At 70.3% G+C, this 22,616-nt stretch carries 28 protein-coding genes; 9 read left to right on the top strand and 19 right to left on the bottom strand.

The features are described from left to right. Positions 1 to 734: 734 nt before the first annotated feature. Together ACWEN0_RS45420 and ACWEN0_RS45415 are read left to right on the top strand one after the other, a co-directional pair. Entirely contained in the window at positions 735 to 1,196 is a 462-nt protein-coding gene (locus ACWEN0_RS45420; RefSeq protein WP_451987580.1) for an XRE family transcriptional regulator, read from the top strand. A 198-nt stretch (positions 1,197 to 1,394) separates the two neighbouring features. After that, positions 1,395 to 1,787, top strand: a complete 393-nt coding sequence (locus ACWEN0_RS45415; RefSeq protein ID WP_451987578.1) for a hypothetical protein — start codon at positions 1,395 to 1,397, stop codon at positions 1,785 to 1,787. Here the strand turns inward: ACWEN0_RS45415 and ACWEN0_RS45410 are convergent. Then, positions 1,768 to 2,838 (bottom strand): hypothetical protein, encoded by a 1,071-nt coding sequence (locus tag ACWEN0_RS45410; protein ID WP_451987576.1) that lies wholly within the window; start codon positions 2,836 to 2,838, stop codon positions 1,768 to 1,770. The two genes, ACWEN0_RS45415 and ACWEN0_RS45410, sit on opposite strands and share 20 nt — an antisense overlap. A gap of 642 nt (positions 2,839 to 3,480) precedes the next feature. Here ACWEN0_RS45410 and ACWEN0_RS45405 point away from each other — a divergent pair. After that, positions 3,481 to 5,910, top strand: a complete 2,430-nt coding sequence (locus ACWEN0_RS45405; RefSeq protein WP_451987574.1) for an ATP-binding protein — start codon at positions 3,481 to 3,483, stop codon at positions 5,908 to 5,910. Positions 5,911 to 6,010: 100 nt separating this feature from the next. On the opposite strand, the gene ACWEN0_RS45400 is transcribed toward ACWEN0_RS45405, so the two are convergent. Then, positions 6,011 to 6,337: a hypothetical protein gene (locus ACWEN0_RS45400; RefSeq protein ID WP_451987572.1), complete on the bottom strand. Its 327-nt coding sequence runs from the start codon at positions 6,335 to 6,337 to the stop codon at positions 6,011 to 6,013. A 1,069-nt stretch (positions 6,338 to 7,406) separates the two neighbouring features. On the opposite strand from ACWEN0_RS45400, the gene ACWEN0_RS45395 reads away from it, so the two are divergent. Next, complete coding sequence (locus ACWEN0_RS45395) at positions 7,407 to 7,973, top strand: hypothetical protein (RefSeq protein ID WP_451987570.1); 567 nt, start codon at positions 7,407 to 7,409, stop codon at positions 7,971 to 7,973. After that, the gene (locus ACWEN0_RS45390) at positions 7,966 to 9,201 is read left to right on the top strand and encodes an MAB_1171c family putative transporter (protein ID WP_451987568.1); all 1,236 of its coding nucleotides are present in this window, start codon (positions 7,966 to 7,968) and stop codon (positions 9,199 to 9,201) included. Before ACWEN0_RS45395 ends, ACWEN0_RS45390 begins: the two co-directional genes overlap by 8 nt. Before the next feature lie 15 nt (positions 9,202 to 9,216). Here ACWEN0_RS45390 and ACWEN0_RS45385 read toward each other — a convergent pair whose 3' ends face one another. The 14 genes from ACWEN0_RS45385 to ACWEN0_RS45320 all read right to left on the bottom strand — a co-directional run bounded on the left by ACWEN0_RS45385 (position 9,217) and on the right by ACWEN0_RS45320 (position 18,222). Further along, positions 9,217 to 10,041 (bottom strand): hypothetical protein, encoded by an 825-nt coding sequence (locus tag ACWEN0_RS45385; protein ID WP_451987566.1) that lies wholly within the window; start codon positions 10,039 to 10,041, stop codon positions 9,217 to 9,219. Positions 10,042 to 10,068: 27 nt separating this feature from the next. Continuing rightward, positions 10,069 to 10,659, bottom strand: a complete 591-nt coding sequence (locus ACWEN0_RS45380) for a hypothetical protein (protein WP_451987564.1) — start codon at positions 10,657 to 10,659, stop codon at positions 10,069 to 10,071. 159 nt (positions 10,660 to 10,818) lie between these two features. Then, a complete protein-coding gene (locus ACWEN0_RS45375; protein ID WP_451987562.1) occupies positions 10,819 to 11,976 on the bottom strand; it encodes a protein-L-isoaspartate O-methyltransferase family protein in 1,158 nt (385 codons plus the stop codon). A 19-nt stretch (positions 11,977 to 11,995) separates the two neighbouring features. After that, positions 11,996 to 12,421: a lasso peptide biosynthesis B2 protein gene (locus ACWEN0_RS45370; RefSeq protein ID WP_451987560.1), complete on the bottom strand. Its 426-nt coding sequence runs from the start codon at positions 12,419 to 12,421 to the stop codon at positions 11,996 to 11,998. Further along, the gene (locus ACWEN0_RS45365; protein WP_451987558.1) at positions 12,412 to 12,696 is read right to left on the bottom strand and encodes a PqqD family protein; all 285 of its coding nucleotides are present in this window, start codon (positions 12,694 to 12,696) and stop codon (positions 12,412 to 12,414) included. The genes ACWEN0_RS45370 and ACWEN0_RS45365 overlap by 10 nt, the downstream gene beginning before the upstream one ends. Beyond that, on the bottom strand, positions 12,687 to 14,534 hold the full coding sequence (locus tag ACWEN0_RS45360) for an asparagine synthase-related protein (protein WP_451987556.1): 1,848 nt from the start codon (positions 14,532 to 14,534) through the stop codon (positions 12,687 to 12,689). The genes ACWEN0_RS45365 and ACWEN0_RS45360 overlap by 10 nt, the downstream gene beginning before the upstream one ends. Further along, positions 14,531 to 14,674 (bottom strand): lasso RiPP family leader peptide-containing protein, encoded by a 144-nt coding sequence (locus tag ACWEN0_RS45355; RefSeq protein ID WP_451987554.1) that lies wholly within the window; start codon positions 14,672 to 14,674, stop codon positions 14,531 to 14,533. The genes ACWEN0_RS45360 and ACWEN0_RS45355 overlap by 4 nt, the downstream gene beginning before the upstream one ends. Before the next feature lie 201 nt (positions 14,675 to 14,875). Next, positions 14,876 to 15,250 (bottom strand): hypothetical protein, encoded by a 375-nt coding sequence (locus tag ACWEN0_RS45350; RefSeq protein ID WP_451987552.1) that lies wholly within the window; start codon positions 15,248 to 15,250, stop codon positions 14,876 to 14,878. A 117-nt stretch (positions 15,251 to 15,367) separates the two neighbouring features. After that, the gene (locus tag ACWEN0_RS45345) at positions 15,368 to 16,180 is read right to left on the bottom strand and encodes an NUDIX domain-containing protein (RefSeq protein WP_451987550.1); all 813 of its coding nucleotides are present in this window, start codon (positions 16,178 to 16,180) and stop codon (positions 15,368 to 15,370) included. Positions 16,181 to 16,302: 122 nt separating this feature from the next. Next, positions 16,303 to 16,542 carry a hypothetical protein gene (locus ACWEN0_RS45340; protein ID WP_451987548.1) on the bottom strand — a complete coding sequence of 80 codons (240 nt, stop codon included), beginning with the start codon at positions 16,540 to 16,542 and terminating at the stop codon, positions 16,303 to 16,305. After that, positions 16,536 to 16,889: a hypothetical protein gene (locus ACWEN0_RS45335; RefSeq protein ID WP_451987546.1), complete on the bottom strand. Its 354-nt coding sequence runs from the start codon at positions 16,887 to 16,889 to the stop codon at positions 16,536 to 16,538. The genes ACWEN0_RS45340 and ACWEN0_RS45335 overlap by 7 nt, the downstream gene beginning before the upstream one ends. A 31-nt stretch (positions 16,890 to 16,920) precedes the next feature. Continuing rightward, a complete protein-coding gene (locus ACWEN0_RS45330; protein WP_451987544.1) occupies positions 16,921 to 17,235 on the bottom strand; it encodes a hypothetical protein in 315 nt (104 codons plus the stop codon). Next, positions 17,232 to 17,654 (bottom strand): hypothetical protein, encoded by a 423-nt coding sequence (locus ACWEN0_RS45325; RefSeq protein WP_451987542.1) that lies wholly within the window; start codon positions 17,652 to 17,654, stop codon positions 17,232 to 17,234. Before ACWEN0_RS45325 ends, ACWEN0_RS45330 begins: the two co-directional genes overlap by 4 nt. Before the next feature lie 7 nt (positions 17,655 to 17,661). Continuing rightward, a complete protein-coding gene (locus tag ACWEN0_RS45320; RefSeq protein ID WP_451987540.1) occupies positions 17,662 to 18,222 on the bottom strand; it encodes a hypothetical protein in 561 nt (186 codons plus the stop codon). Positions 18,223 to 18,636: 414 nt separating this feature from the next. On the opposite strand from ACWEN0_RS45320, the gene ACWEN0_RS45315 reads away from it, so the two are divergent. Together ACWEN0_RS45315 and ACWEN0_RS45310 are read left to right on the top strand one after the other, a co-directional pair. Continuing rightward, positions 18,637 to 19,494 carry a helix-turn-helix domain-containing protein gene (locus ACWEN0_RS45315; protein ID WP_451987538.1) on the top strand — a complete coding sequence of 286 codons (858 nt, stop codon included), beginning with the start codon at positions 18,637 to 18,639 and terminating at the stop codon, positions 19,492 to 19,494. Between the two features lie 132 nt (positions 19,495 to 19,626). Then, positions 19,627 to 19,875, top strand: coding sequence for a DUF397 domain-containing protein (locus tag ACWEN0_RS45310; RefSeq protein ID WP_451987536.1), 249 nt, complete (start codon positions 19,627 to 19,629; stop codon positions 19,873 to 19,875). A 222-nt stretch (positions 19,876 to 20,097) separates the two neighbouring features. Here ACWEN0_RS45310 and ACWEN0_RS45305 read toward each other — a convergent pair whose 3' ends face one another. Continuing rightward, complete coding sequence (locus ACWEN0_RS45305) at positions 20,098 to 20,373, bottom strand: helix-turn-helix domain-containing protein (RefSeq protein WP_451987534.1); 276 nt, start codon at positions 20,371 to 20,373, stop codon at positions 20,098 to 20,100. 207 nt (positions 20,374 to 20,580) lie between these two features. Between ACWEN0_RS45305 and ACWEN0_RS45300 the strand changes: the two genes are divergently transcribed. Next, on the top strand, positions 20,581 to 20,880 hold the full coding sequence (locus tag ACWEN0_RS45300) for a hypothetical protein (RefSeq protein ID WP_451987532.1): 300 nt from the start codon (positions 20,581 to 20,583) through the stop codon (positions 20,878 to 20,880). Further along, complete coding sequence (locus ACWEN0_RS45295; protein ID WP_451987530.1) at positions 20,877 to 21,413, top strand: AAA family ATPase; 537 nt, start codon at positions 20,877 to 20,879, stop codon at positions 21,411 to 21,413. The genes ACWEN0_RS45300 and ACWEN0_RS45295 overlap by 4 nt, the downstream gene beginning before the upstream one ends. Before the next feature lie 229 nt (positions 21,414 to 21,642). Here ACWEN0_RS45295 and ACWEN0_RS45290 read toward each other — a convergent pair whose 3' ends face one another. Then, positions 21,643 to 22,233 (bottom strand): NUDIX hydrolase, encoded by a 591-nt coding sequence (locus ACWEN0_RS45290; RefSeq protein ID WP_451987528.1) that lies wholly within the window; start codon positions 22,231 to 22,233, stop codon positions 21,643 to 21,645. 164 nt (positions 22,234 to 22,397) lie between these two features. Continuing rightward, the gene (locus tag ACWEN0_RS45285) at positions 22,398 to 22,610 is read right to left on the bottom strand and encodes a hypothetical protein (RefSeq protein WP_451987526.1); all 213 of its coding nucleotides are present in this window, start codon (positions 22,608 to 22,610) and stop codon (positions 22,398 to 22,400) included. Between the last annotated feature and the right edge of the window lie 6 nt (positions 22,611 to 22,616).

Here is a 22,616-nt window from a genome sequence, read left to right as displayed (position 1 = left end):
CGGGCGCGCGCCGGGGGCGCCGGGCGGGGGGGGGCGGGGGGGCGCCCCCCCCCCCCCGCCCCCCGGGGGGGGGGGGGGGGGGGGGGGGCCCCCCCCCCGGGGGGGGGCCCCCCACGGCGGCGCAGAGGTGAGCGAGGACCCGGTCTCTCCGGAGCCGCGTGGCGGCCGTGTCGAGGGCGTGCGGGGGCACGCCGGGTCGCCGGTGCGATCCCGTGCTGGAAAGCCCGAGGTCAAAGGCGCGATCGGTCGCGCCTCACGCGCTCACACGCGTTGACGGGACGGTTGGCGGACCGAGCCCGGCAACGGCTGCGCCTGCTTGTGGTTGTCGCCGGGCACCCCGTTCACCGGGGCCGGCGTTTACGGTCGGCGTGCCGTCGCTACAACGCGATGCGGCTGCTCGACCTCGAAGGTCGGTCGTGCATCAAGCCCCCTCCTGCGGAAACACCGGGCAACGCCGGCTTCCGTCGGTTCCCCCGGCCCCCACAGCCGGTTCGGTCTTCCCCTCACCGGGTCACCCCTATTTCGGCGTCTCCCGGCCTCAGCGAGGTGGCTCTGACCTGGCGGTCTCTCCCAAGACGTCCATATCAGTTTCCGTCCCCACTAGACAGAGCATATGCCCAGAGGCGAAGATGTCAACTGATGTGGACGTTCCGGGCTTGATCGCCTAGGTTTGGCGATCAAGCGGTCACGGACCGTTGAGAAGATTCCCGAACTGGAGAAGGAGGCGGGCTGCCGTGGCGGAGGCAACCACGCTCGCAGAGATCATCGACAAACTCTTCACGACGATCAGGCGGCCCAACGGCCGCGAGCACTCCATGGAAGAGGTCGCCAACTGGTGCGCCGCGTGGCTGCGCGACCGCAACCAGGCGCGGTCCTTCTCGAAGCAGTACATGTCCCAGCTGCGGAGCGGGATCAAGACCAACCCGACGAAAAGTCATCTCGAAGCACTCGCGGCGTTCTTCGAGGTGGACGCGGCCATCTTCCTCGACTCGGAGAAGTCCCGGCAGATCCAGGCCGACCTCGAACTGGTCGCGGCACTGAAGGAGGCCGACGTCCACTCGGTCGCGCTGCGCGCCCTGAGCCTCACCCCGGCCAACCGGGCGCAGGTCCTGGAGCTGATGCGCACGCTTCAGGCCGACCAGGCCGCCGAGCGCGGCGACGACGGCACCGACAGTCCCGGCGCGGCGGAAAAGTAGACGCTGCCGGAATCCCAGTCCACTGGACAATTAGTAGTCAATTGCCGTGCAACGCCTGACGAGGACTCGCGGAAGACGACACCCTGGGGGCATGGACACAGGCGAACCGGCCCAGCCGCGCGAGCACGCGCCGCTCTCCTCGCCTGCTGTCCTGCCCGGCGTCCCCCGCGGCTCCTCGACCCGAGTCCGGTGATCCGGATGACCGTCGCGGCCTGCCCGCTGTGCGCCATCGTCGCCGGTTCGGCGGATGCCACGGTGCTGCGGTGCTGGCCCGACGTGATCGCCGTCGCCGCCCCGCGACCTCGGGCCCCCGGTCACCTGCTGCTCATCGCGACCGACCACTTCGACGACGTCGCCGCGGCCCCGCACGTCGCCGGCGTGGTGATGGTCGCGGCCGCCGAGCTCGCCGCCGACCACCCGCGCTGCGACATCATCGCCACGCGCGAGCACGCCCGGCCCAGTGACGAGCCCCGTCACCTGCACCTGGACCTGATCCCCCGCACATCGCCCGGCGAGTTCGCCGCGACGGGGACCGCGGAGTCCGTCGCCGTCATCGGCGGAGATGCCAGGATCAGCCCAGCGCCGGAGTGACCCGGCACAGCACGTGGTGCTGGGGGCCCGAGGCCGACAGCCGCATCCCGGTGCCGGTGAACGCCAGCCGCTTCCAGCCGGTCCCGCCCGCGGCCGCCAGGCGGACGGTGACCGGGCCGATCGTCTCGGCCGGACGCTTGGCCGCCTCCTCGAGGAAGGCGCGCAGTGTCTCGATGTCCTCGGGGTGCGCCATCGTCGGCAGATGCCGGTCCGGAGGCAGCTCGATCCCGAGGCCGGCGAAGTTCGCCGAGGTCATGTAGATGTGCTCGTAGCTGGTGTCGATCGCGCACAGCGGATCGGCCGACACCGCGAACGCGGCGTCGAGCACCGCGGCCGTCGACGGTGGCGGCGCGCTGCCGTCGTTCGCGACGCGGGTGACGATGCCGCGGAACCACTTGTCCGGGCCCGCGCCGTCGACGTCGCGTCGCCCGGCCATGCGCAGATGCACCCGGGCACCGTCCGCGGTGCGCGCGGCGAAGGTGTGGATGAGCAGCCCGTCGGAGGTGACGGTCAGGAAGGTCTCCAGCACGCGCTGGATGTCGGCGCGGTGCGCTCCGGCGACGACCTCGTCCAGCCATCGCGCTGCTTCCCACCAGTGCGGACCCGGTCCGGGCGGGACCGGATAGCCGAAGACTCCGAACGTGTCCGGCGACCAGTAGACGCGCATCTGCTGGCCGGGCCCCGGCGGGGTCGCGTGCCATTCCCAGCCGCCGACCAGCGGCGGGTCCGGCAGTTCGGCGTGTTCGGGGACGTAGCAGCCGAGCACGGCGAGCAGTTCGCCGCTGGCCGGGCCGAGGACCGGCTGGACGCGGACCGTCCAGCGGCGGCCGAAGTCCTCCATGACCTGGGTCCGCGGGCCGCGGTCGACGCGATCGGCCAGGGCCGCGCGCATTCGCGGAAACAGGATGCGCCGGGCGGTGACGTCCAGCCGCGGCGAGATCCCCTGGTACAGGGCCGGCCCGATGGCCAGCAGGTGCAACCGGGCATCGAGCACGATCCACTGTCCGGCATGCCGCCAGCGGTTCCCGCCGGCTTCGTCGGGCCCGGTCATTCGGCGAGCGGCGATCGGGACGAGGTCAGCATGAGCCGGCACGCGGCGGTCGTCCCGTGCGCTCGCGGACGGAGCTGGTCTGGACCAGCACCTGGAGCGGCTCCAGGAAGTCCACTGTGGAATCCATGTCGGTATTCCCACTGTTCACTCGCCACCGGTCAACTCTATGTGGCAGATCGCACTAGGCCAGCTGGCGGACAGTCGCCACGTCAAGGATCGCTGAGTCGGGTGAACAGGTGTGACTACTTTCGGTAACCTCGGCTGCTCAAACGGGGGTACCCCAGGCGAGGGAGAGAGCGAGAGCTGAGAAACCGTACGGGCGGTGTCGGTGGATCGGTTAGTGTTCGTTAGATCGTGACCAAGCCGAAGCGCTGGTCACAGGCTCGTTCCCGTTAGTCGCCGGGCGTAGCCGGTCCCATGAAGGGGTTCGTGACGCGAAGCGCCGCGAACCGGGACGACGCTGCACTGGGCACGGGGCGTGATCGTCTCCTCCGTTCGTGAGGAGTTCAAGGTCCAACCGGGGAGGTTTGGGGCAGGCGCGGCTATGGGGGGCTGCGTGATCCAGACCCGTGTCGACGAAACGCACGTCAGGCGACGCGGCCGCGTCGCCTGTTGATCGTCGAACGTGTCGGGGGGACACGCATGGTCAACAAGACCCGTCAAGAACACCAGCACGGGGAGGACAAGCCGACGGACGACTTCATCCCGTCGGTCAACCCACCGCCGATCCCGGCGGAAATGAACAGCTTCATCGGCCGCACCGGCCTGCTCAGCGACGGCATGCGGCTGCTCACGACCGCTCGCCTGGTGACGCTGATCGGCACCGGCGGCGTCGGCAAAACCCGCCTGTTGCTGCGGATGGCCAAGGAACTCACCGAGGCCGGCGCCTACAAGCACGGCGTGGTCGTCGTCCGGCTCACCGACCTCAAGGAAGCCGACGACCGGCTTGAATCCACGATCGCCGCCGAACTGGGCATCCTGGACAACTCCGCCACGCCGGGCCTGGCCCGGCTCATCGAGTACTTCCGGCACCGGCAGATGCTGCTGATGCTGGACAACTGCGAACACCTCGTCGGCCAGTCGCCAGGGTCCGGCCAGGTGCCACGCCTGCTCACCACGCTGCTCAAAGCCGCGCCGGGCCTCCAGGTGATGACCACCAGCCGGGTCCGCCTCGGCGTGCAGGGCGAGCACCTGCTGATCGTCTCCCCGCTGTGCGTCGGACCGGGCGAACGCTGCGGTCGCGACGGCACCGAGGACGTCGTGCACGAGGCCCAGCGGCTGCTCATCGACCGCGCCGCCGAGGCCGGCGTACACATCCGCGAGGAGGACTACCCGCTGGCCGCGCGGCTGTGCCAGCTGCTCGACGGCATTCCACAGGCCATCGAACTGGCCGCGCCGCTGCTGTCGGCGATGACGCTTCAGGAGATGGTCGACCACCCGCGCCGGCTGCACCTGCTCACCGACGGCCCGTCCGAACAGGGACACCACCGCACGCTGCACGCCATGATCGACTGGTCCTACGACCTGCTCCCGGAACCGGAGCGCCGGACCTGGGCACTGGTCTCGGTGTTCGAGGGCGGCTTCGACCTCGAGGCCGCGCAAGCCATCTGCACCGGCCGCGGCATCGAGAAAGCGGACGTGCTCGGCCTGCTCGCCCGGCTGGTGCGGCAGTCCCTGCTCGTGGCCGAGGCCCGCGGCGGCCGCACCCGATACCGGATGCTGGAGACGATCCGGGAGTACGGCCAGGAACTCATCGCCACCGCCGGCGAGGAACGCGAGCTGCGCCAGGCGCACGCGGACTACTTCGACGCGCTGGTCGAGCGCTGCACCCGGGAGTGGTTCGGCCCCGGCGAGATCGACTGGATGAACCGGCTGCGCGTCGAGATGCCGAACCTGCGAGCCGCGCAGGAGTTCTTCCTGGCCGACCCGGCCAGCGCGGGCCGCGGCCTGGAGATGGCGATCCGCGCGACCCGGACCCGGTTCTTCGTCTTCAGCGGCGCTCTGAACGAGGCCGGCCGGATGCTGGCGATGGGGCTGGACGGCCGCGGCGACACCCTGACCGCCCAGCAGGTCGCCGGATTGTCGATGTCGTCCTGGGTCGCGCTGATCCAGGGCAACCAGATCCTGGCCGGGCCGCTGCTGGCCCAGGCCGAGGACGCCGCGCGCCAGCTGGGCATGGAGCCGTTCGGGCCGCTGCTCTACGGGCAGGGCACCCAGCGATGGCTGACCGAGGCGGACCCGGTCAAGGCACGGGAGGCCCTGGATCTGCTGGCGCGGGCCGAGGCTGCGTTCCGCACCCAGGGCACCCCGGGCGACGTGTTCATGGCGATGCTGTTCCTGGGGATGGCGACGTCCTTCCTCGGCGACGCCGACCGGGCCTTCGCCGAAGCCGCGCGCGTGCTCGCGGCCGCCCGCGCATCCGGCGCCCAGTGGTGCATCTCCTGGGCGCTGTGGAACAACGCGCTCGCCGAGCTGCTGCACGGCGATCCGGACACCGCGGCCCACCTGGCGCAGGAAGGCTTGCGGCTTCAGCAGGCGACCGGCGACACCTGGGGGCCGATCTGGAGCCTGTGGCTGATCGCCGTCATCGCCGCGACCCGCGGCGACTTCGAGCTGGCGGGGCAGCTGTTCGGCGGGGCGAACGCGGGCCAGCGGATCACCCAGGCCACGGTGCTGGGCTTGTTCTCGTTCCTGCGGGTGCAGCAGCGCGCCGAGGCCGCGGCACGGCGCGAGCTCGGCGACGACGAGTTCGAGATCCAGGTGGCCATCGGCGAATCGCTGCCTACCGAGGAGATCTACGCGCTGGCGGCCGCACCGTTCCCGACACAGCGCAAGCCCTCGGCACAGGAGATGCTGCCCGGCGGCCTGTCCGACCGCGAATTCGAGGTGGCCGGCCTGGTCGCCAAGGGGATGACCAACAGGGAGATCGGCCTGCAACTGCACATCAGCTTCCGCACCGTCGAGGAGCACATCCGCCGGATCAACCGCAAGCTCGGCGTCGCCAAGCGCCTGGAGATCGCGGCGTGGTACCTCGCCGATGCCGGGCGGAGCGTCGGAAAGACGCCGGGGTAGCAGCGGATGCCGTGTTCGCGGGCCGACCGGACTCGCGCGCCGGCGTCAGCGCGACCGTGCGGCGCCGAGCGGACACCAGCAGACGGTCGTGGTCGGCGCTCTACAGCCACACGAGCACGACCTCGCCGGCGGGAATGACCACCCCGCCGTATTCGACGTCCTCGGTGGTGAACCGGTAGCTGGCCCTGCGCGCCGGGGAGCCGTACGGCGGCGGCTCCCCAGTCGCGGCGGTTGCCGGATGCGCTTCGTGTCCGGCCGCGTCGAACTGGTCGCGGATGACCTGGGAGAGGTCGGCGTGGTCCTTGCTCAGGCGTTCGTCGGCGAGCGCGGCGCGGGCGTCGTCGTACTGGCTGATGACCCACACCCGGACCTGGTTGGGCAACGTCTCGCGGCGCACAGAATCCGCGGGGCGCGGTACGTCCGCCACCTCACGTGACCTTGTCGTCGTCGCCGAACAGGGTTGCCCTCCAGAGCGTCATGCCGATGCCTTCCTCTTGCCGGACGCCTGCACCCGCGCGGAGTGCGACCGCATCGAGTGCGTGCATCGGAGGCACCGCGGAGGGCGCGCGTCATGGTCGGCGCCGCCGATGTGACGGGCCTACTGTCGAGGATCGGCGATCACGGATTCGAGCACTATCAGGGCAACCACGTAATTTCGTCGATGCGGCCACGTAACCGATTCCCAGGGGCCACGTACACCGCTGACATATACCACGTATTGAAATTACCTCACGGCTCGAATTGCGCCACGTAATGCCCTGCCGTTCAAACTCAAACAATTGCCCGCGTGGCGCGTCGTAGTCGAATAGGCTCGGGCCGTGAGCGACGGGAGTGCATCATGCCGACCGTGAACGGCCACGTCGACAGCGCCGCAGCTGACGCTCTGAACAGGAACTACTACCGAGTGTTGAGCACTACGTGGCGCTCCGGATAAATGGTACGTGGTTACCCCTACATTCCCTTCAGATGGCCCTGAAAATTGGTGACGCAGAACCGTGTTAACGCGTTGACAACGCCGATTCCTGCCATATTGTTGCTACGTCGATGAGACCTGGATCGCGTATCCGCGATCGGCACGCGAGTCCAGGCGGCACCCAATCCCGAGGGGGTTTCACCGGCGCAGGGGATCGGTGAGACAGGCGGGAGCAGGCGTTCATCGGCAGCGAGGGCACAACGGGGGTTGGTGAACATGAGCGCGCACGGCGAGGCCGGTCCGGCGAACGGACACACGCCGCCGGCGCTGCTCGGCACAACACCCGCGTGCACCTCGCCGCACCTCCCGGCCCCGGCCGGGAGCGGGGCTGGAGCCGGGCGCCGACCGTGGGAGGGGGCCGCCGCCCGGCTGCGGGCCAGCAGACCGAGAACACACCCGTGATCCGCACCGGACGCCGGCGGAAGCCGGGACGTGGCACATCGGGCCGCGGCGCCGACGTCGAGCACCCGGTCGAGGAACAGGACGCGCCGCTGCGCAAGACCGCAAGAGGGGAGGCTGTGCGTTGAGCATTGTCGTGGAGGACATGGCCGAACGGTGCGAAGCCCTGATCGACACCCTGATCATTCCGCGCCCGTTCGACATCGACCGCTTCCTGGCCGCGCTGGCCGAGAAACGCGGCAAGAAGATCAAGCTCATCCCGGGACGGCTGGGCGCCGACCAGCCCTGCGGGATGCTGATCAGCACGACCGAGATCGACTACATCTACTGCGCGAGCAACGTGCCGCCCTTGCAGTCCCAGCACACGGTGATGCACGAGGTCGGCCACCTGCTGTTCGACCACTGCACTTCGTCCTCCAGCTGCGACGAAGCCCCGCGCGTCGCCGGCGACGACGCCCTGCGGCTGCTGCTGCCGACACTGTCTCCCGCGCTGGTGCGCCGCATCCTCGGCCGCACCGTCTACGCGACCGACCAGGAGCGCGAAGCCGAACTGTTCGCCTCGCTGGTCCTCGCCCGCGTCAGCTCCACCCGCGACACCTACCTCGGACTCGCATCCCGCCACGACGACCGGCTCGTGGGCCTGGAGTCCGCGTTCGGCCACCCGGTGCGCGCCGGCGGCCGGCGTGGTTGACCTGCTGGCCTACCTCTGCTCCGCACTCACGCTTGCCGCCGCGACGGCGAAGATCCTCAGCGGCCGAGGCGAGCCGATGACCACCAGCCGGAAATACCTGGTGGCCGCCATGATGAGCTTCGCGCTCGCCCTCGCCGCGACGGCACCGGCGACCCTGAAGGCGGCACACCGGCTGGAGCCGGTCGACAACGGCGTCCGGCTGCTGGGCAACGTGCTCGCGATGACCGCCGCCTTCTTCCTCATCGGCGTGCTCAACTACGCCATGGCCGACGCGACCGCGCGGCGCCGGTCGGTGATCTCCGCGGTCGTGCTGCTCGGCTGCCTCACGGCGATGATCGTCGAGCTGGCCAGCGTGGACACCGACTACACGCCGGAATTCGCCGCCACCTACGGCCGCGACCCGCACATCGTCGCCTACCTGGTGATCTACCTGGCCTACATGAGCTGGGGGCTGGCCAGCTTCCTGCGGCTGATGCTCCGCTACGTCCGGTCCCCGGAACTGGACTCGCTGCTGCGCACCGGCTTCCGCGTCGTCCTGGCCTCCGCCGTGATCAGCCTGACCTGGGTGGCGTGGAAGGCCGCCGGGGTCGTCGTGCTCGCCGCGGCCGGCCACGCGCTCCCGCACCAGGCCGAGATCGCCGAGGGCCTGGCCCTGCTCGCCGTCGGCAGTGGCTCGGCCGGAGCGACGTTCACCAGCTGGTGGCCCGCGGTGCGCAACGTGCCGATCCGCTGGCAGGTACGCCACGCCACCCGGCGCCTGACCCCGCTGTGGAAGCGGGTGATCGAGGACGTCCCGCAGGTGCAGCTGGACGAGCTCGACGAGAAGCACCTCACCCGCGCCGAACGCGCCGAATACCGGCTCTACCGCCGCACCCTGGAGATCCGCGACGCCCAGCTGGCGCTGAGGCCCTTCATCCCGCCGGGGATTCCGGGCTGGGCGCTCGCGACCGCCGGGGAACGCGGTCTGGACCCGGTCGCCGGCGACGTCCTGCTGGAGGCGGCGGAGCTCGGCGCCGCCCTCGACGCCCACCGCGCCGGGCGGCGGCACCACCCCGAAGACGTCGACGTCGTCATGGCCCAGCACTCCCCCGCGACCCCGGACCTGCTCGCCGAGGCACGCTGGCTGATCCGGGTCGGCGCCGCCCTGCGCCGCGACCCGGACGTGGCCGCCCTGCGCGGGCGCGCCGAGGTCGTGGCGCAGCAAGACTGCTCCGGCGAAACACGGTGACCGCGAACTCGCCGATCACGCGTCGGGGTTGCCAGCCTGGTCGTCGGGCTTCTCGACGGGCGCCCCGTGCAGGGTGACAATCGCGCCGGTCTCGGAAGTCGTGACCGCGTCGATGAAGCCCATGGTCTGTTCCTGCCGCCGGTGCACCGCGGCGATGCGGCAGGTGGCGATCCGCTCGGCCTCGGGACCGCCGATGAGCTCGGGCACGTAGAGGTCTTTCGGCCACACCGCCACGGGCAAGTCGCCGAGGATCTCGGGCAGCAGCACTTCGGCGGGCCGGATCAGCTCGTCCTGGACGCTGGCGGGTTGCCGTCGCAGCGCGTCGGCTTCGGCGGCCGGCCACACCGGTTCCAGGGCCCGCCAGTTCGCGCCGTGGAACTCCCAGCCGAGGTCCTCCAGCTCCGGTGGCGGTAACACGTGCCGGGTGGCGCCGTCGATGGTCACCACGGTGGCGGCGGCCGACCAGCGGCCGTCACGTTCGTGCCGGCGGCGGCGCCACCACCGGCGGGCAGGCCCGACCCGGCGCCGCCCGAACAGCGTGACCTCGCTGAACCCGGGCACCGGATGGAAATCCAACATCCGGTACGGAGTGTGCTGGATGAACCGCAGCTGCTCCCCCGCCGGGTAGAACGCGGCCTGCGCGGCCGCGGCGGCCGACTCGACCGCGTTCGTGAGCGACTGGCCGGACCCACCGGTCCGCCGAAACTCACCGAGGATCACCACGGGCGCATCGCCGGGGCCGCGTTCGTAGGCGCGTACGTGCACAACGGTGCACACCCCGAGCTGCCCGAACGGCAGCACCGCCTCCCGGACCAGCCGCCACCCCGCGTCGCTCGGCACCCAGCTCCCCCTTTCCCGATTCCGGCGCTACTCGGTGCCGGTGACGTTCTTCATGGCGCCGATCTTGGTGCCCCACATGTAGAACAGGATGATGAAGACCTCGATCTTCCCGGCGAGGTCGAGCGGTTCGAGGTCGGCGGCGATGTCGTCGTCGGTCAGGTCTTCGGGGCTGGTGCTGCGCCGGTCGAAGATCGCCTTCGCGACCTGGTGCTGGCGCTCGTTGACCTTCAGGGACGGCACCAGGACGGTGATGTCGTAGTGGTCGGGCAGCGGGTTGGTCACCAGCTCGGCCGGGTAGCCGCCGTCGCACATGAACTTCATCCCGGTGTTGACCAGGAACAGGATCAGGAACGAGTCCATCGCCAGGTCGCCCATCATCGCCATGAGCTCTTTGTCGGTGGCGATGTCGTCGGCGATGCTGAACTCGGTGAAGATGTCGGCGTGGATTCGCTGCATCGTGTTCTCGATGTTGGTCAGCACCTTGCCCGGGTCCATCATGATCCGGCCGTCGTCGACGATGCTGGCGCGCTGGTGGTCGCGGTCAAAGAACTCGCGGACCTCGGCCGGGGCGTCGTCCGGGATCTGGAAGAGCTGGTCGTCCCCACTCGACTGCGCCACTCAGCACCACACCTTTCAGTCAGCGACCGATAACGGACAGCAATTCCAGTATTGCCGGTCGCGGACCTCGCGGGCGGGCACGACATGGTGCGGCGACCAGAGCTGCACCCGCTTGGAGCAACGACCCGGCCAGCTGATCGCAACGTCCTGGCTGTGCCGTCATCGGCTCCCGCCGTCGACGGCATGCCACCAGCGGCCGGGAGTCAGCAACGGCGAGTCCAGGCCGGGGTGTTCAGAGAGCACGGTGTTCCAATGCTCGAGGTCGGGACGTCCGTTGTCGAGCCAGCTGGTGGTCAGCGCGCGCAGGCGCGCTTGCAGCCCGCCAGTGTGTTCGGAGTCGCCCGCCACGACGAGGTCGCCGGTGTGCTGAATCCACGCGGCGGTACCGGCTTCGACGAGGGCGGTCATCCCTCCGGCCGGGTCGAAGGCCGGGTCGTCGACGTAGGCGCGGGTGGTCCGCTCGTCGTGGGCGGCGAGGAAGCAGGACAGGTCGTCGTAGCGGTCGGCGTCGACGGCCGGGGCGGCGGCGAGGCGGTGCACGGGGGTGGCGGTGATGTCGTGCTCCGGGTTGTGTCCAAACAGGACATCTGGTCGAAGGTTTCCCGCTGCGGGCATGAAGTCCGCCCACAACGCGATCACAGCGGTCGCGGAGCAGTCGCTCACCTGGATCGCGAGGATGGGGTGCACGCCCGCGTGCGCGATCGGTGCCAGCACCAGGCCCCCAGGCGCGAGCTGATCGAGCCAGCGCGGTGGGACGCCGGCGATGCCGCACGTGACGATGATCCGGTCCCACGTCCCGCCGTCCGGGTCGCCGAGGTAGCCGTCGCCGTGCACGACTCGCACCTGATCGGCAAGGCCGAGGTCGGTCATCGCGGCCGCGGCCTCGCCGGAGGTGGCGAGTCCGGCTTCGATGGTGGTGACCGGGGCACCGGTGATCTGGTGGATGAGGGCGGCGTTGTAGCCGGTGCCGGCGCCGATCTCCAGCACCCGCATTCCCGGCCGCAGGGCGAGGGCTTCCAGCATCCGGGCCATGACGCTCGGGCCGGACGAGGAGGACATCGGGTCGCCGTCGTGTCCGTCGTGGGTGACCAGGGAGTTGTTTGCGTAGATGATGTCCAGCAGCTCGCCGGAGGGCTGCTCATCGGGCGCCAGGGAGAACCGGTCGGCGCGGAAGTGGAAGGTGCGCAGGAACCGGTGCCGCGGCACGGTGGCGAACGCCGTGTGGACGGCGTCGCTGCGAATTGCTCCGCGGGCGCGCAGGTCGTCGGCGTAGCGCGCCAGCCGGGCGTCAAAGTCAGTGGTGGTGCCGCTGGTCATGCTGACGATCCTTCCAGGCTCAGACGGTGACGATCGGGTTGTAGAGCAGGCGGGGGTCGAACAGTTCGCCGATCGGCGCGTCGGCGACCTCCACCCAGGCGTGCGACGCCGGTGGCGGCGAGGCCGTCCCGACGTACCAGCGCACTGATCCTCCGGCGAGACGGCAGGCCACGACGATCGCCACCGAGCGCAGCAGGCAGCCGTGATCGCTCGCGCACCGCAGGGACACCGTGGTGACGCACGCCCGTGCCCGCATGGCGGACTCGAACTCAGCCTCGTTGGCGCCGGTGCGCAGAGCACGCAACACGACGCGAATCCGGGCCGGACGGGCGCGGGTCGCGGTGAGGATCAGCCGGGCCACGCCGATCGCGAACAGTCCGCGAGCACGCTCGCCCGCCGTGAGCGGGACCGGGGCTTCCAGCACGATCGGGGCGCTCACGTCCACCTCACCAGCTTGCGGTCCAGCAGTTGCGTCAGCAGTCGGGCCGCGTCGGCGCGGGCGGTGTCCTCGGTGATCTCGAACCGCCGGCAGACGGCGGTGGCTGCGGCCTCCAGCCCACCGGCGAGCAGGGCGTCCAGCATGACCGCGGCGGTGGTGTTGAGGTGCAGCAGCCTTCCACGCCGATCGACCAGCATCATCCCGTCCTCGACGGAGGTGGCTTCGACACCACGGGCCAGTACCAGGGCCGTCCGTGCCGGTTTGCGGCGGATCAGGCACATGGACGTCCCGCTCTCGGCAGCGCGGGCGTCAGATCCCGCAGCCAGGTCTCCAGCGCGATCAAGTCGGTCACGAACGCGGGCGGCAGCCCAGTGGGGCCGAAGGTCGCGAGCTCGCGGCGGAGCATCGACTCGTCAACCAGGCCCAATTGCGTCAGGCGGGAATCGGCGAGTAGGCCCCGCACCTGGTCGCGATTCGCCTTCCAGCCCCGGTAAATGTCGTGGTTGTAGAACCCCTTTGTCCTGCGTGACAACAGATGTTCTGGAACAACGTCGCGCAATGCCTGTCGTAGCAGCGGTTTCGGCTGCCACGGGTCGGTGCGCTGTTCGGGCCGCACCGCCAAGCACGCGTCCATCACGGTGTGGTCGAGGAACGGCATGGCCGTCGGCGCGCCCGCTGCGGCCATCGCGTCCCGGTACATCGCGGCCCGATACGCCGACGCCCGGACCCGCACGACCGCCGCGTGCATGCCCGCGTCCGCGGCCACCGGCACTGGCTCGGTCTGTGTCAACAGGTCGGCCACCAGGTGCTCCGCCTCGACGCTCGCCCAGGCGGGCAGCAGCGGCGCCGCCTCCCAGGCGACCAGCTCGGCCGCGACCGGCGCCTCACGCCGCAACGTGACGACCGTGTGCCGCAGCCACGCCGGGTAACTCGGGTGATGAAGTATCGCGGACACCAGCGCCGGGACGGGGACGCCGCGCAACGCGGCGTGGCCACGGATCTGCCGCCACGTCGACCGGCGGGCGCGCGGCAGCCCGACGAGGAACGCCGTGGGTGCGAGCAGCACCTCGTCGCCGCCCTGCCCATTGAAATGCACATCGACGCGGTGCTCGGCGAGTACCGCCGCCACGTAGCGCTGGCGAGCTGCGCCCGCGGTGAACGAGCACGGCTCGTCCATCCCAGCCAGCGGCTGATCGAGATCGGCGAAGAACAGTGGAAGTTCCCGCGGATCGAACACCCGATGCTCAGCACCGGGCAGCGCAGCGGCGACGCGGCGGGCCCAGGCGAGATCGTCATCGACCGGGGAAGAACCCGCGGTTGTCACCAACAACGGCGCCGCCGAGCCCGCCAGGCAGGCCAGCGCCGTGGAGTCCAGACCGCCCGACAGCTGCATGCTCACCGGCCCCTCCGCCGAGGCGACCCGGTCCCCGACGGCGTTGCGCAACGCCGTCCGCAGATGTCCCGCGCCGTCGGCCAGCGACAGCTCCAGGCATGGCGGACGCCACCATGGACGCGTCCGTACCCGCTGCCCCTCGACCTCGACGAGGTGCCCGGCCGGGACCGGATCGACACCGATGAACGGTGAGCGGGCATGCCGGATCGAATGGGGCATCTCCGGGCTGGCCAGCTTGGCCGCGATCCACGCTCGATCGAGCGGGGCGTCGACAAGCCGGCGAAGGACGTCGGCGTGACTGGCCACGACGGGGACACCCTCGTAGCGAGTGGTGAACAACCGGCGGAACCCTGCCGCATCCGACGCAGCTCGAACCCGGCCGGGCTCAGCGAGCACCACGTGTGCGTCGCCGGCGTCCGCCATCAGCGAGTCCAGGTCCCCGGCGGAGGCAGCGGCGCGCAGGGCCGATAGCCGTGTTCGCCCCAGTGTCGACGGTCCGATGATCGCCACCATGACCCGGCCGGCAGCAAGTACCTCCGGCGGCGGCTGATCGGGATGCGCCATGATCCACGCCCGCCCGGACCGGTGCCGGACGGTGACCGTGCCGATGCTGCGCAGGACGGTGACCGCAGAGTCGGCGGCGGCGACATCTGGCAGCGCGCACCACCAGCCAGGGGCGCCGAAGCGACGGTGTTTTCTCGTTGCGGACCCGCGGGCTGCGGTCATCCGGGGAAGTAACCCCCAGCGTCGCCGTCGTCGGAGCGGTTCCTCGAGTACTGGCCCTGGGTCACCTCGGCGAGGTCGCCGACTTCGGTGATCAGCGGCGGCTCGTACGACCTGGATTCCACAGCCTGCTCTTCGTCCATCAGGGGCCTCCCGTCCGTCGATCCGGAACCCGGATATCCACGCAACCGGGACCCTTCGAGGTCACGGTGTGTGCCGAACCGGCTTCTCGTCTGTGAACGTACCGACCGCCACCGACGTTTTCGCCGAACTGCCCAGAAGATCGCTCGGACGGCCCCGACCGCCGCTGAGCGGCGACAGACGAGTCGGCAGAGCTGGCCCGGTCAGGCAGTAGGCCGGGCTGCGTCTACGAGGCCCTTGATTACCGAGGCGATCGCCAGCATCAGCTTGTGCACGTCGGTCTCAAGCATGTCCTGGGTGAGACCACTGAGCATGTCGGTGTCGGCCCAGGTGGCCACGAACTCTTCGTGTGCGGCCGTGGCCGGTTCCAGAGCGGCGACCAGGGCGGCCAGCAGCGGGTCGGTGGCGCGCCTGTGCAGGGCGATCGTTTCCCGCATCTGTGCCGCCAAATCAGCCGCGCGGGCTACCGCGGCCGGCAGAAGCACGGCGGCCTGCTCGGGGGAGGCTGCGGCCAGCAGCGCGCACAACGGATCACGTAATTCGCTGGCCTGACCAGCAGTGCCGGTGTCGGTGGTCACCAAGCGACCGTAGCGGGTCCGCGCCGCCCGGCGCCTGCCTACGCCGCTGAACACGAATCCGGCCCCGGTCCCTCGTGGGAACCGGGGCCGGACTCGGCCAGGCAGAGGAACTGGCGGTCAGGGGCGCAGGTCGTGGATCACCGACTCCAGGCGCTGACCGGCGTCCTCGAGGCATTCGCCGACCGCGTCGACGTCGTCCTGCGCGGTGGTGAATTCGCTGAGCTGACCGGTGGTCTCGCTGAACAGCTGAGCGACCCGGGTCCGGGCGTCGTCCAGGCCCTGGAGCAGGTCGCGCAGTTCGCTCTTGCGGATCTCCTCCAGCTCGGTGGCCAGCGCGTCCCGGTCGAGGCTGTCGGTGGTGGCGACGAACGCCCGCAGCGCGGTCTGGACCCGGCCGATGGCCGGCATCGCGCCGGGCGCGACCCGCTCGATCTGCTCGGCCAGCCGCGCTTTCGCCCGCACGACGATCTGGTGGTGGTCGAAGGCCACCGAGTCGGGGTCGTCGAGGATGGCCTCGGCCAGCGTCCAGCGGGCGTCGCGGGCGTCGTCGCCCGCGGTCGGCGGCGGGCAGTTCGGCAGCACGGCGGCGAAGGCCACCGACAGCACCCGCCGCCGCGGGTCGCGCTTCGGATCGCTGCTGGAGCCGATCTCGATCAGGTCCTCGGCGGAAAGGTGGATGCCGCACTCTTCGCCGAGCTCGCGCACCGCGGCCGCGGCCAGGTCCTCGTCCTCTTCCAGCAACCCGCCGGGCAGCGCCCAGCACCCGGCGTGCGGGTCCCACAGGCGGCGGATCGTCAGCACGCGCAGCCGGTTGCCGTCGGCGCCGAACAGCACGATGTCGACGGCCACCGTCAAGGGCGGCGGGTCCTGGTAGCTGTCGGCGTCGGTACCGCTGAGGGTGTCGGCGGGTGCGGTGATCGTGTCGGACATCGCGGTGTTCCTCCAGATGTTGGTGCGGTGGTGCGGAATTGAGGTTCGAGACGATCCGGCCCGGACATCGCGTGGTGGTGATGTCCGGGCCGGATCGGGGTGACTCGCCAGTTGGTTCGAGGTCAGCGCGTCCACCCGGGGTCCCGGGGGATCGGCTGGGTGGCGTCGAGACCCTGGTCGCGCAGGCGCATGGTGCGGACCCGCTTCTGCGCGAGGGTTTCCTCGTAATCGGGGTAGGGTCGCTGGCGATCGACGACGCGGTTGCGTGCCCACAGCACGGTCCGGGCGAACATCGCTACCACGAACAGGCCGACGAGCACGCACCCGACGACGAGACCGGCGCCCTGCCACACGATCAGCACCGGCCCGGCTGCGGGCTTTCGCTGGCCAGCCACATCCCGGCGAGCTGGGAGAGCCGGTCGTAGAGCGGGGCGTCGCCGGATTCCTTGACGGTGTGGCGGCCGGTGTCGCGCAGGAACAGGGCGGCGAACCCGCCGGTGCGCGTGTGCCGCCAGACGTGGACGACCTCGCCGGCGGCGCGGTGGCTCTGCCGGACGTAGCTCAGGTCCGGCTCGGCCTCGCGCAGCAGGGCCATGAAGCCCTGGTCCTCCACGGGCACGGCCAGGGCCGGGCGTTCGGGCAGGTTGGTGTCCGCGAGCATCAGCGACGGCGCGGGGGCCGCCGGTGGCGCGGTAAGCATGCTGGTCATCGTTCACTTCCTCGGATCGGGTTTCGTGGGGTCAGGCGCTGCGGGAGCCGGCTGCATCCGGCTCGTACGGCGCGAAGAAGGAGAAGTCGGCATCCGGTGCCACGGCCCGCATCTTCTCCACGACGGGGCGCAGGACGTCGGCGTCGGCGGCGCTGAGCTGCGAGGGCACATCCGAGGAGCCCGACAGGTTCGTCAGGGCGTTCTGGACGCGCTCGAGGAACGCCACCTGCTCCTCCAGGTCGAGGTCCCGGGTGGGCCACTCGATCCGGACTTCCTTCAGCTTTTCGTGCAGGTTCTCGCCGGGCACCCGCCGGTCGAGCTCGTCGACACGGGCCGGGGTGCTCACGACGCCCTCACCGCGGTCGCGGCGGTGGCCAGCGCGGCGGGGATGTCGGCCGGGGCCGGGCGGCCGTTGTAGTCCCACCAGGTCAGGTGGGCCACGAGCCGGGAGAACAGCACCCCGGTGTCGGTCTGCGCGACGGCCGCGATCACGCGCTGCTCGGACGGGTCGTAGCGCACCTCGATGCGCACGCCGTCGCCGGTGGCGAGGTCGACGACCAGGTGCTCGTGGTGGTCGTCGCGGACCCTGCGCCGGTAGCGCAGGGTCGGGTAGCGCGCGGCGATCAGCTTGCCGGCGTCGCGGTGATCCAGCCCGCGCAGGAACACCGCGGGCCGGGCCTCGATCACGGTCAGCAGCGCGGCCGCCTGGTCGAGCGGATCGGGCGCGCCGGCGGCGATGGCGGGCAGGTCGGTCAGGACTGTCACAACGGTTTCACCTCTCTGGTCGTGCGGACGGTGGTTCGATAAGTCCCCTTCCGGGAAGGGCAGGTCTGTGGTGCCCGAGCTGGGCCAGCAGGTCGCGCACCTCCGGGTGCAGGTCCGGCAGCCCCGCCGGTGCAATCGTGGGCGGCGCGGGAGGAAGCTCGACGTGCTCGTCGACCATGCCGAGCTGTTGGAGGCAGTGCTCGCAGGGCATGTTGTCGCCGAGCTCGACGAACTCGAGGTCGGCGCGTTCCAGCCGGGCGCCGCAGGCCGCGGTCAGCTGTGCGGCGAGCAGCAGGCCCGGGACGATGCCGATGGCGTGGACTTCGCGGCGGGATTCGCCGGTGACGCCTTTGCGGTAGCGGGCGAACAGCAGGATCGGCTCGGGGCGTGCGGCGGAGTCGGCGGGCAGCACCATCCAGGAGCCCCAGAAGTCGCCGCCGGCCTCGGCCGCGACCTGGGCCAGGCTCTGGGCGGCTTCGATCGTGGGGACCGGGCGCTTGACCGGGGTGTCACCGATACGGCCGCATACCAGGAACGGCGCGCTCGTCGCGTTCGCTGGCAGGTCCATCACGGCTCCCGGTGCCGGTTGGTTGCAGCGGCCCCTCGCCGAGGGGGTCCACGAGGGGCCGCTGCTGTCTCGGTGTGGCGGGCCCCTGCGGCAGGGGGGAGGACCGCGGGGCCCGCCACTTCTTCGCCGGCGAATCCCTGGGGAAGGCCGGGGGAAACCTTCGGGACTCGCCGTCTTTCTTCCGCGCCGGGGGAAGGCCGCTGTACACGGCTGGGGGGCTGCCGAAGCGTCCTTCCCCCGACTTCTTCGCCGGTCAGGTACCGTTGCGATCTAGCACCCAACCTATGTAGAACATAGTCCAGAACTAGTCCCCAACTAGTCAATGACGCCAATCGGGTGAATGGCCGCAGAGAGCGGCCAGCGAACGGGCACCGTGGCCACGGAGAGTGGTTCAGGTCCGGAAAGGGATGAAGGATGAGCGATGTCGTCAGCCCCACGCTCCGCCGACGCCGCCTGGGGCGGAACGTCCGCGAGCGCCGCCTTGAGCTGAAGCTCTCGGGAGAGGCCCTGGCTCGCAAGATCGGGAAGATCAACCAGTCCAGGCTGTCGAAGATCGAGGTCGGCAAGGCCAAGTTCACCGAAGTCCAGCTGCGCAAGGCGATCGAGATCTTGCAACCCACGCCGGAGCAGGCCGAGGAGTGGTACGAGCTCTGGCGTCAGGGCGACCAGCTTGGCTGGTGGGCCGAATATGCCGACGTCATCCAGGAACACGGCGAGATGCTGGCCGGCCTGGAGTCCGACGCCGTGCACGTCAGGCAGTACATCGAGGCGTTCGTCCCCTCGATCCTGACCACCGAGGAATACACCCACGCAGTCGTGTACTCCTCGCAGAACGCCCGGCCGTCGGACATGTCGCGGATCGTCGAGTTCCGCATGAAGCGTCAGCACCGGCTCGACGACCCGAACTTCCGGTACACCGTGGTCATCGCCGAAGGCGCACTCCACCGGCACGTCGGCGGGCGCGACGTCCTCGCCCGCCAGCTCCGCCACATCTTGGACACGCGGTGGGCGGCGACCGTCGAAGTCCTCGTGGTGCCGTTCGAGGCCGACGCCTACGCGGCGCAGGGTATGAGCTTCGAGATCATGACGTTCGCCGATCCCGAAGATCCCGAGTGCGTCTTCATCGAGTTCGCGCCGTCGAGTGGCTTCTTGGAGAAGCCCAGCGAGCTGCGCTACTACAACAACATGTACAGCGTTGCGGAAAGCAAGGCGCTCGACGTCGAGTTGTCCCGCGAGCGCATCGAGAAGGTCTGGGCAGAACTGAGCCTGTGAGCTGCACGCCGTTACGGTGATCGTCGCCGCGGCCCGGCTTACTGACCGTGTGGTCGGTGCCGGGCTGCCGTGGCGGGAACCAGGCGCGCACCGGGTACCCGCCCGACCTGTGATGGAGAAAAGGAGAAGCAGATGGAAGCAGCTCAGCCTCCGATCGAGGCGCTGCGCAAGGGAAGGTATCGCAAGACCAAGCGCTCGCCGCAGAGCCAGCCTGACTGCGTGATGATCACCGCCGTTGACGGGTGGATCGGCATGCAGGACAGCAAGGAGTACAAGGACGTCCCGCAGTCCCAGCGCTCCACGCTCGGCTTCACCAAGTCGGAGTTCGCGGCCTTCCTGGCCGGGGCGAAGGACGGAGAGTTCGACGACCTGATCGCATAGCAGGTCGGCTCGTTCAGCACGAGCGGAGGCCCGCGCCGGGAGTATCGGCGCGGGCCTCCGTCGTTGGCAGCCCCGAGCACTACGCAGCAGTGCGCGCACCACGGTATCCGTTTCGGGGGCCGCGATCATGGAGATCACGCGCACGTCGCCGCGCATGATCGTGATCGGCCGCCCGTGACGGCGGCCGCACGCTACCGGTTCGCCCGAAGGGGTGGAACCGGCTCAGTCGAGGTAGGGGTCCTTGCCCGGTGGTGGCGCCGGCAGATCGCGCAGCAGCTCGCCCAGGTCGATCTCCAGCGCCGCGGCGATGCGGGCCAGCACCAGCGCTGTCGGATTCGCCTCGGCGCGCTCGATTTCGGCGATGTAGCTCCAGTTCACCCGGGCATGGTGACCGAGGCGTTCGAGGCTCCAGGGCTTCGGCTTCTTCGCCTGCCGGGCGGCCCGCACGCGGCTGCCCAGCTCGCGGGCGAAGTCCGAGGGCGGTTCGGCGGGCGGCATAGGGAGTTATGCCTATAGCCGCAGTGTCGATCAAGCCAGAGGCGATCGCCACAAGGTGACACACCTTATGACTATAGCCATAAACTACGTGAGGAATGCGCTGTTCGGGGCAGACATCTGGGCAGAAGTTCCCAGGTCGGTGAAACTCCCGGCGGAGCGCGCGATGATGGACGGCATCCACCGGGACCGGTGGCAAGGGGGAACGAGATGGACGACGACGGCTGGCCGGCCACCCGGAAGGCCCCCGCCGACGACGCCGACGTGCTCACCTACCTGCGGCTTCACCCGAGCACCCCATCCCCCGATGCGAACTCGTCCGGAGATCCGGCCGAGGGCGAGGTGCATGTCGCGCTGCTCGGTGGCGCCGGTGAACCGCGCACCCTGTGCGACCGCCCCGCCGGCCCGGACCTGATCGAGGTGGTCGCCGACCTCGGCGACAAACCGTGCCTGCGGTGCGTGGCCCGCGCGGCCGAGCTCGCCTGCCTGACCGGAAGCAGCTGCCGGTGACCGCGGTGGGCAGCACGACCACCCGGCTGATCGTGCTGCGCGGCCCGAGCGGCAGCGGCAAGACCTCCACCGCCGCGGGCCTGCGCGAGCGCCGCGGCCGCGGCCTAGCCCTGGTCGAGCTCGACTACCTGCGCCGCCGGGTGCTGCGCGAACGCGACGTCGAGGGCGGGGCGAACATCGCCCTGCTCGATCAGGTCGCGCGGTTCTCCCTCGACCACGGCTACGACGTCGTCGTCGAGGGCATCCTGGCCGCCGAGCGCTACGGCGCGATGCTCACGAGGCTGCACGACGACCACCGCGGGACGAGCGCGTTCTACTTCTTCGACGTCTCCCTCGAGGAGTCGCTTCGCCGGCACACCACCCGCCCCCAGGCCGCCGAGTTCGGCCCCGAGCACATGCGCGGCTGGTACCTCGAGCGGGACCTGCTGCCCGGCGTCGACGAGCGGATCGTGCCGGAGACCTCCTCCCTGGAGGCGACCATCGAGCGCATCACGCACGAGATGTTCCCCGAGCACGAACACTTGCCCGCCTGACGTTCAGCCCCGCCGCGCCGATGACGATCGCGACAGCCCCGCGCCGATCCCGTGTTGGCTAAGACGCATTCACAGAGACCGCTAGCTCCTCTACCTGGGTTTCCCGGCTGGCGCTCGCTCGGTCGGAAAGCTGGTCGACCTGGCGTTCGCCTACGCAGCAGCGGGCGATCGGGACGCGGCGCTCGCCCACGCGCGGCGGGTGGCCATGCAGATCAAGTCCGATCGGCAGCTACGACGTCTGAGCGGTCTGATCCTGCCCGGCAGCAGTGCCCCCGGTGCCGCGTGACGCGATGTAGTAGAGCAGCGGCACCAAGGCTCCCGCGCCGAGGATTTCCTTCCGCAGCGCCAGCTCCGGAATACGGGTGAGGGGAACCCATTCCAGCCGCCCGACTTCCTCGGTATCGGTTGGCTCGCCGACCTTCTCTGCCTTGCGCCACAGGTACACGTCGGTCTGTGCGGTCACCTGCCCAGGTAGCGGCTCGAAGCCGATCAGGTGCTCGGCCTCGCCGAGGGGCTGATAGCCGCTCTCTTCCCGGATCTCGCGCGCCGCCGTCGCTTCGGGCTCCTCGTCTTCCTCGACCAGGCCACCCAGCAGTTCATAACCCCACTGGTCCGTGGCGAACCGGTAGCGCCACAGCATGAGCACCCGGTCTTGCTCGTCCACGATCAAGCCGATGGCGATGCGGGCGAGGTGCACGACGTGGTACTCCCACCGCTCACCGTTCGGTGCCTGCACGTCGGTCAGGCCCAGCCGGACCCACTTGTTGTCGTAGACGGTCCGCTCACCGAACGTCTTCCACGCTCCATGCTCGTCAGCCACGACCGGCACCCTACGGGGGCGGCAATGTCCGTTCCACGTACATCCGGCGCCAAATACCGGACTACGCGCGGTTCGAGGGCGAGAAGCGCTGCGTTTCGCCGCTTGGGTACGACACGACACCGGGACAACGAGGCGAACTGCCCGAACAGCGGGCGGGCTGCGGGTCAGTCGCGAGTGCGCGGCCGCAGCGGCAGCACCTCGGCGAGCGGACCCGTCTCGGCCGGATGGCAGTTGCAGGCGACGTTGTCGAGCACGCCACCGACCAGTCCCAGCAGTTCGACACCGGGCTCGCCCTGGTACTCGCGGATCAGGGTCGCGACGTACTCGCGGGCCTCGGCCACGGTGAACGGCTGGCCGCCCGGGGCGATGCGGTCCACCGGCAC

The sequence above is a fragment of the Amycolatopsis sp. NPDC004378 genome (assembly GCF_053602455.1).
This window is presented reverse-complemented; position numbering and strand designations above follow the sequence as displayed.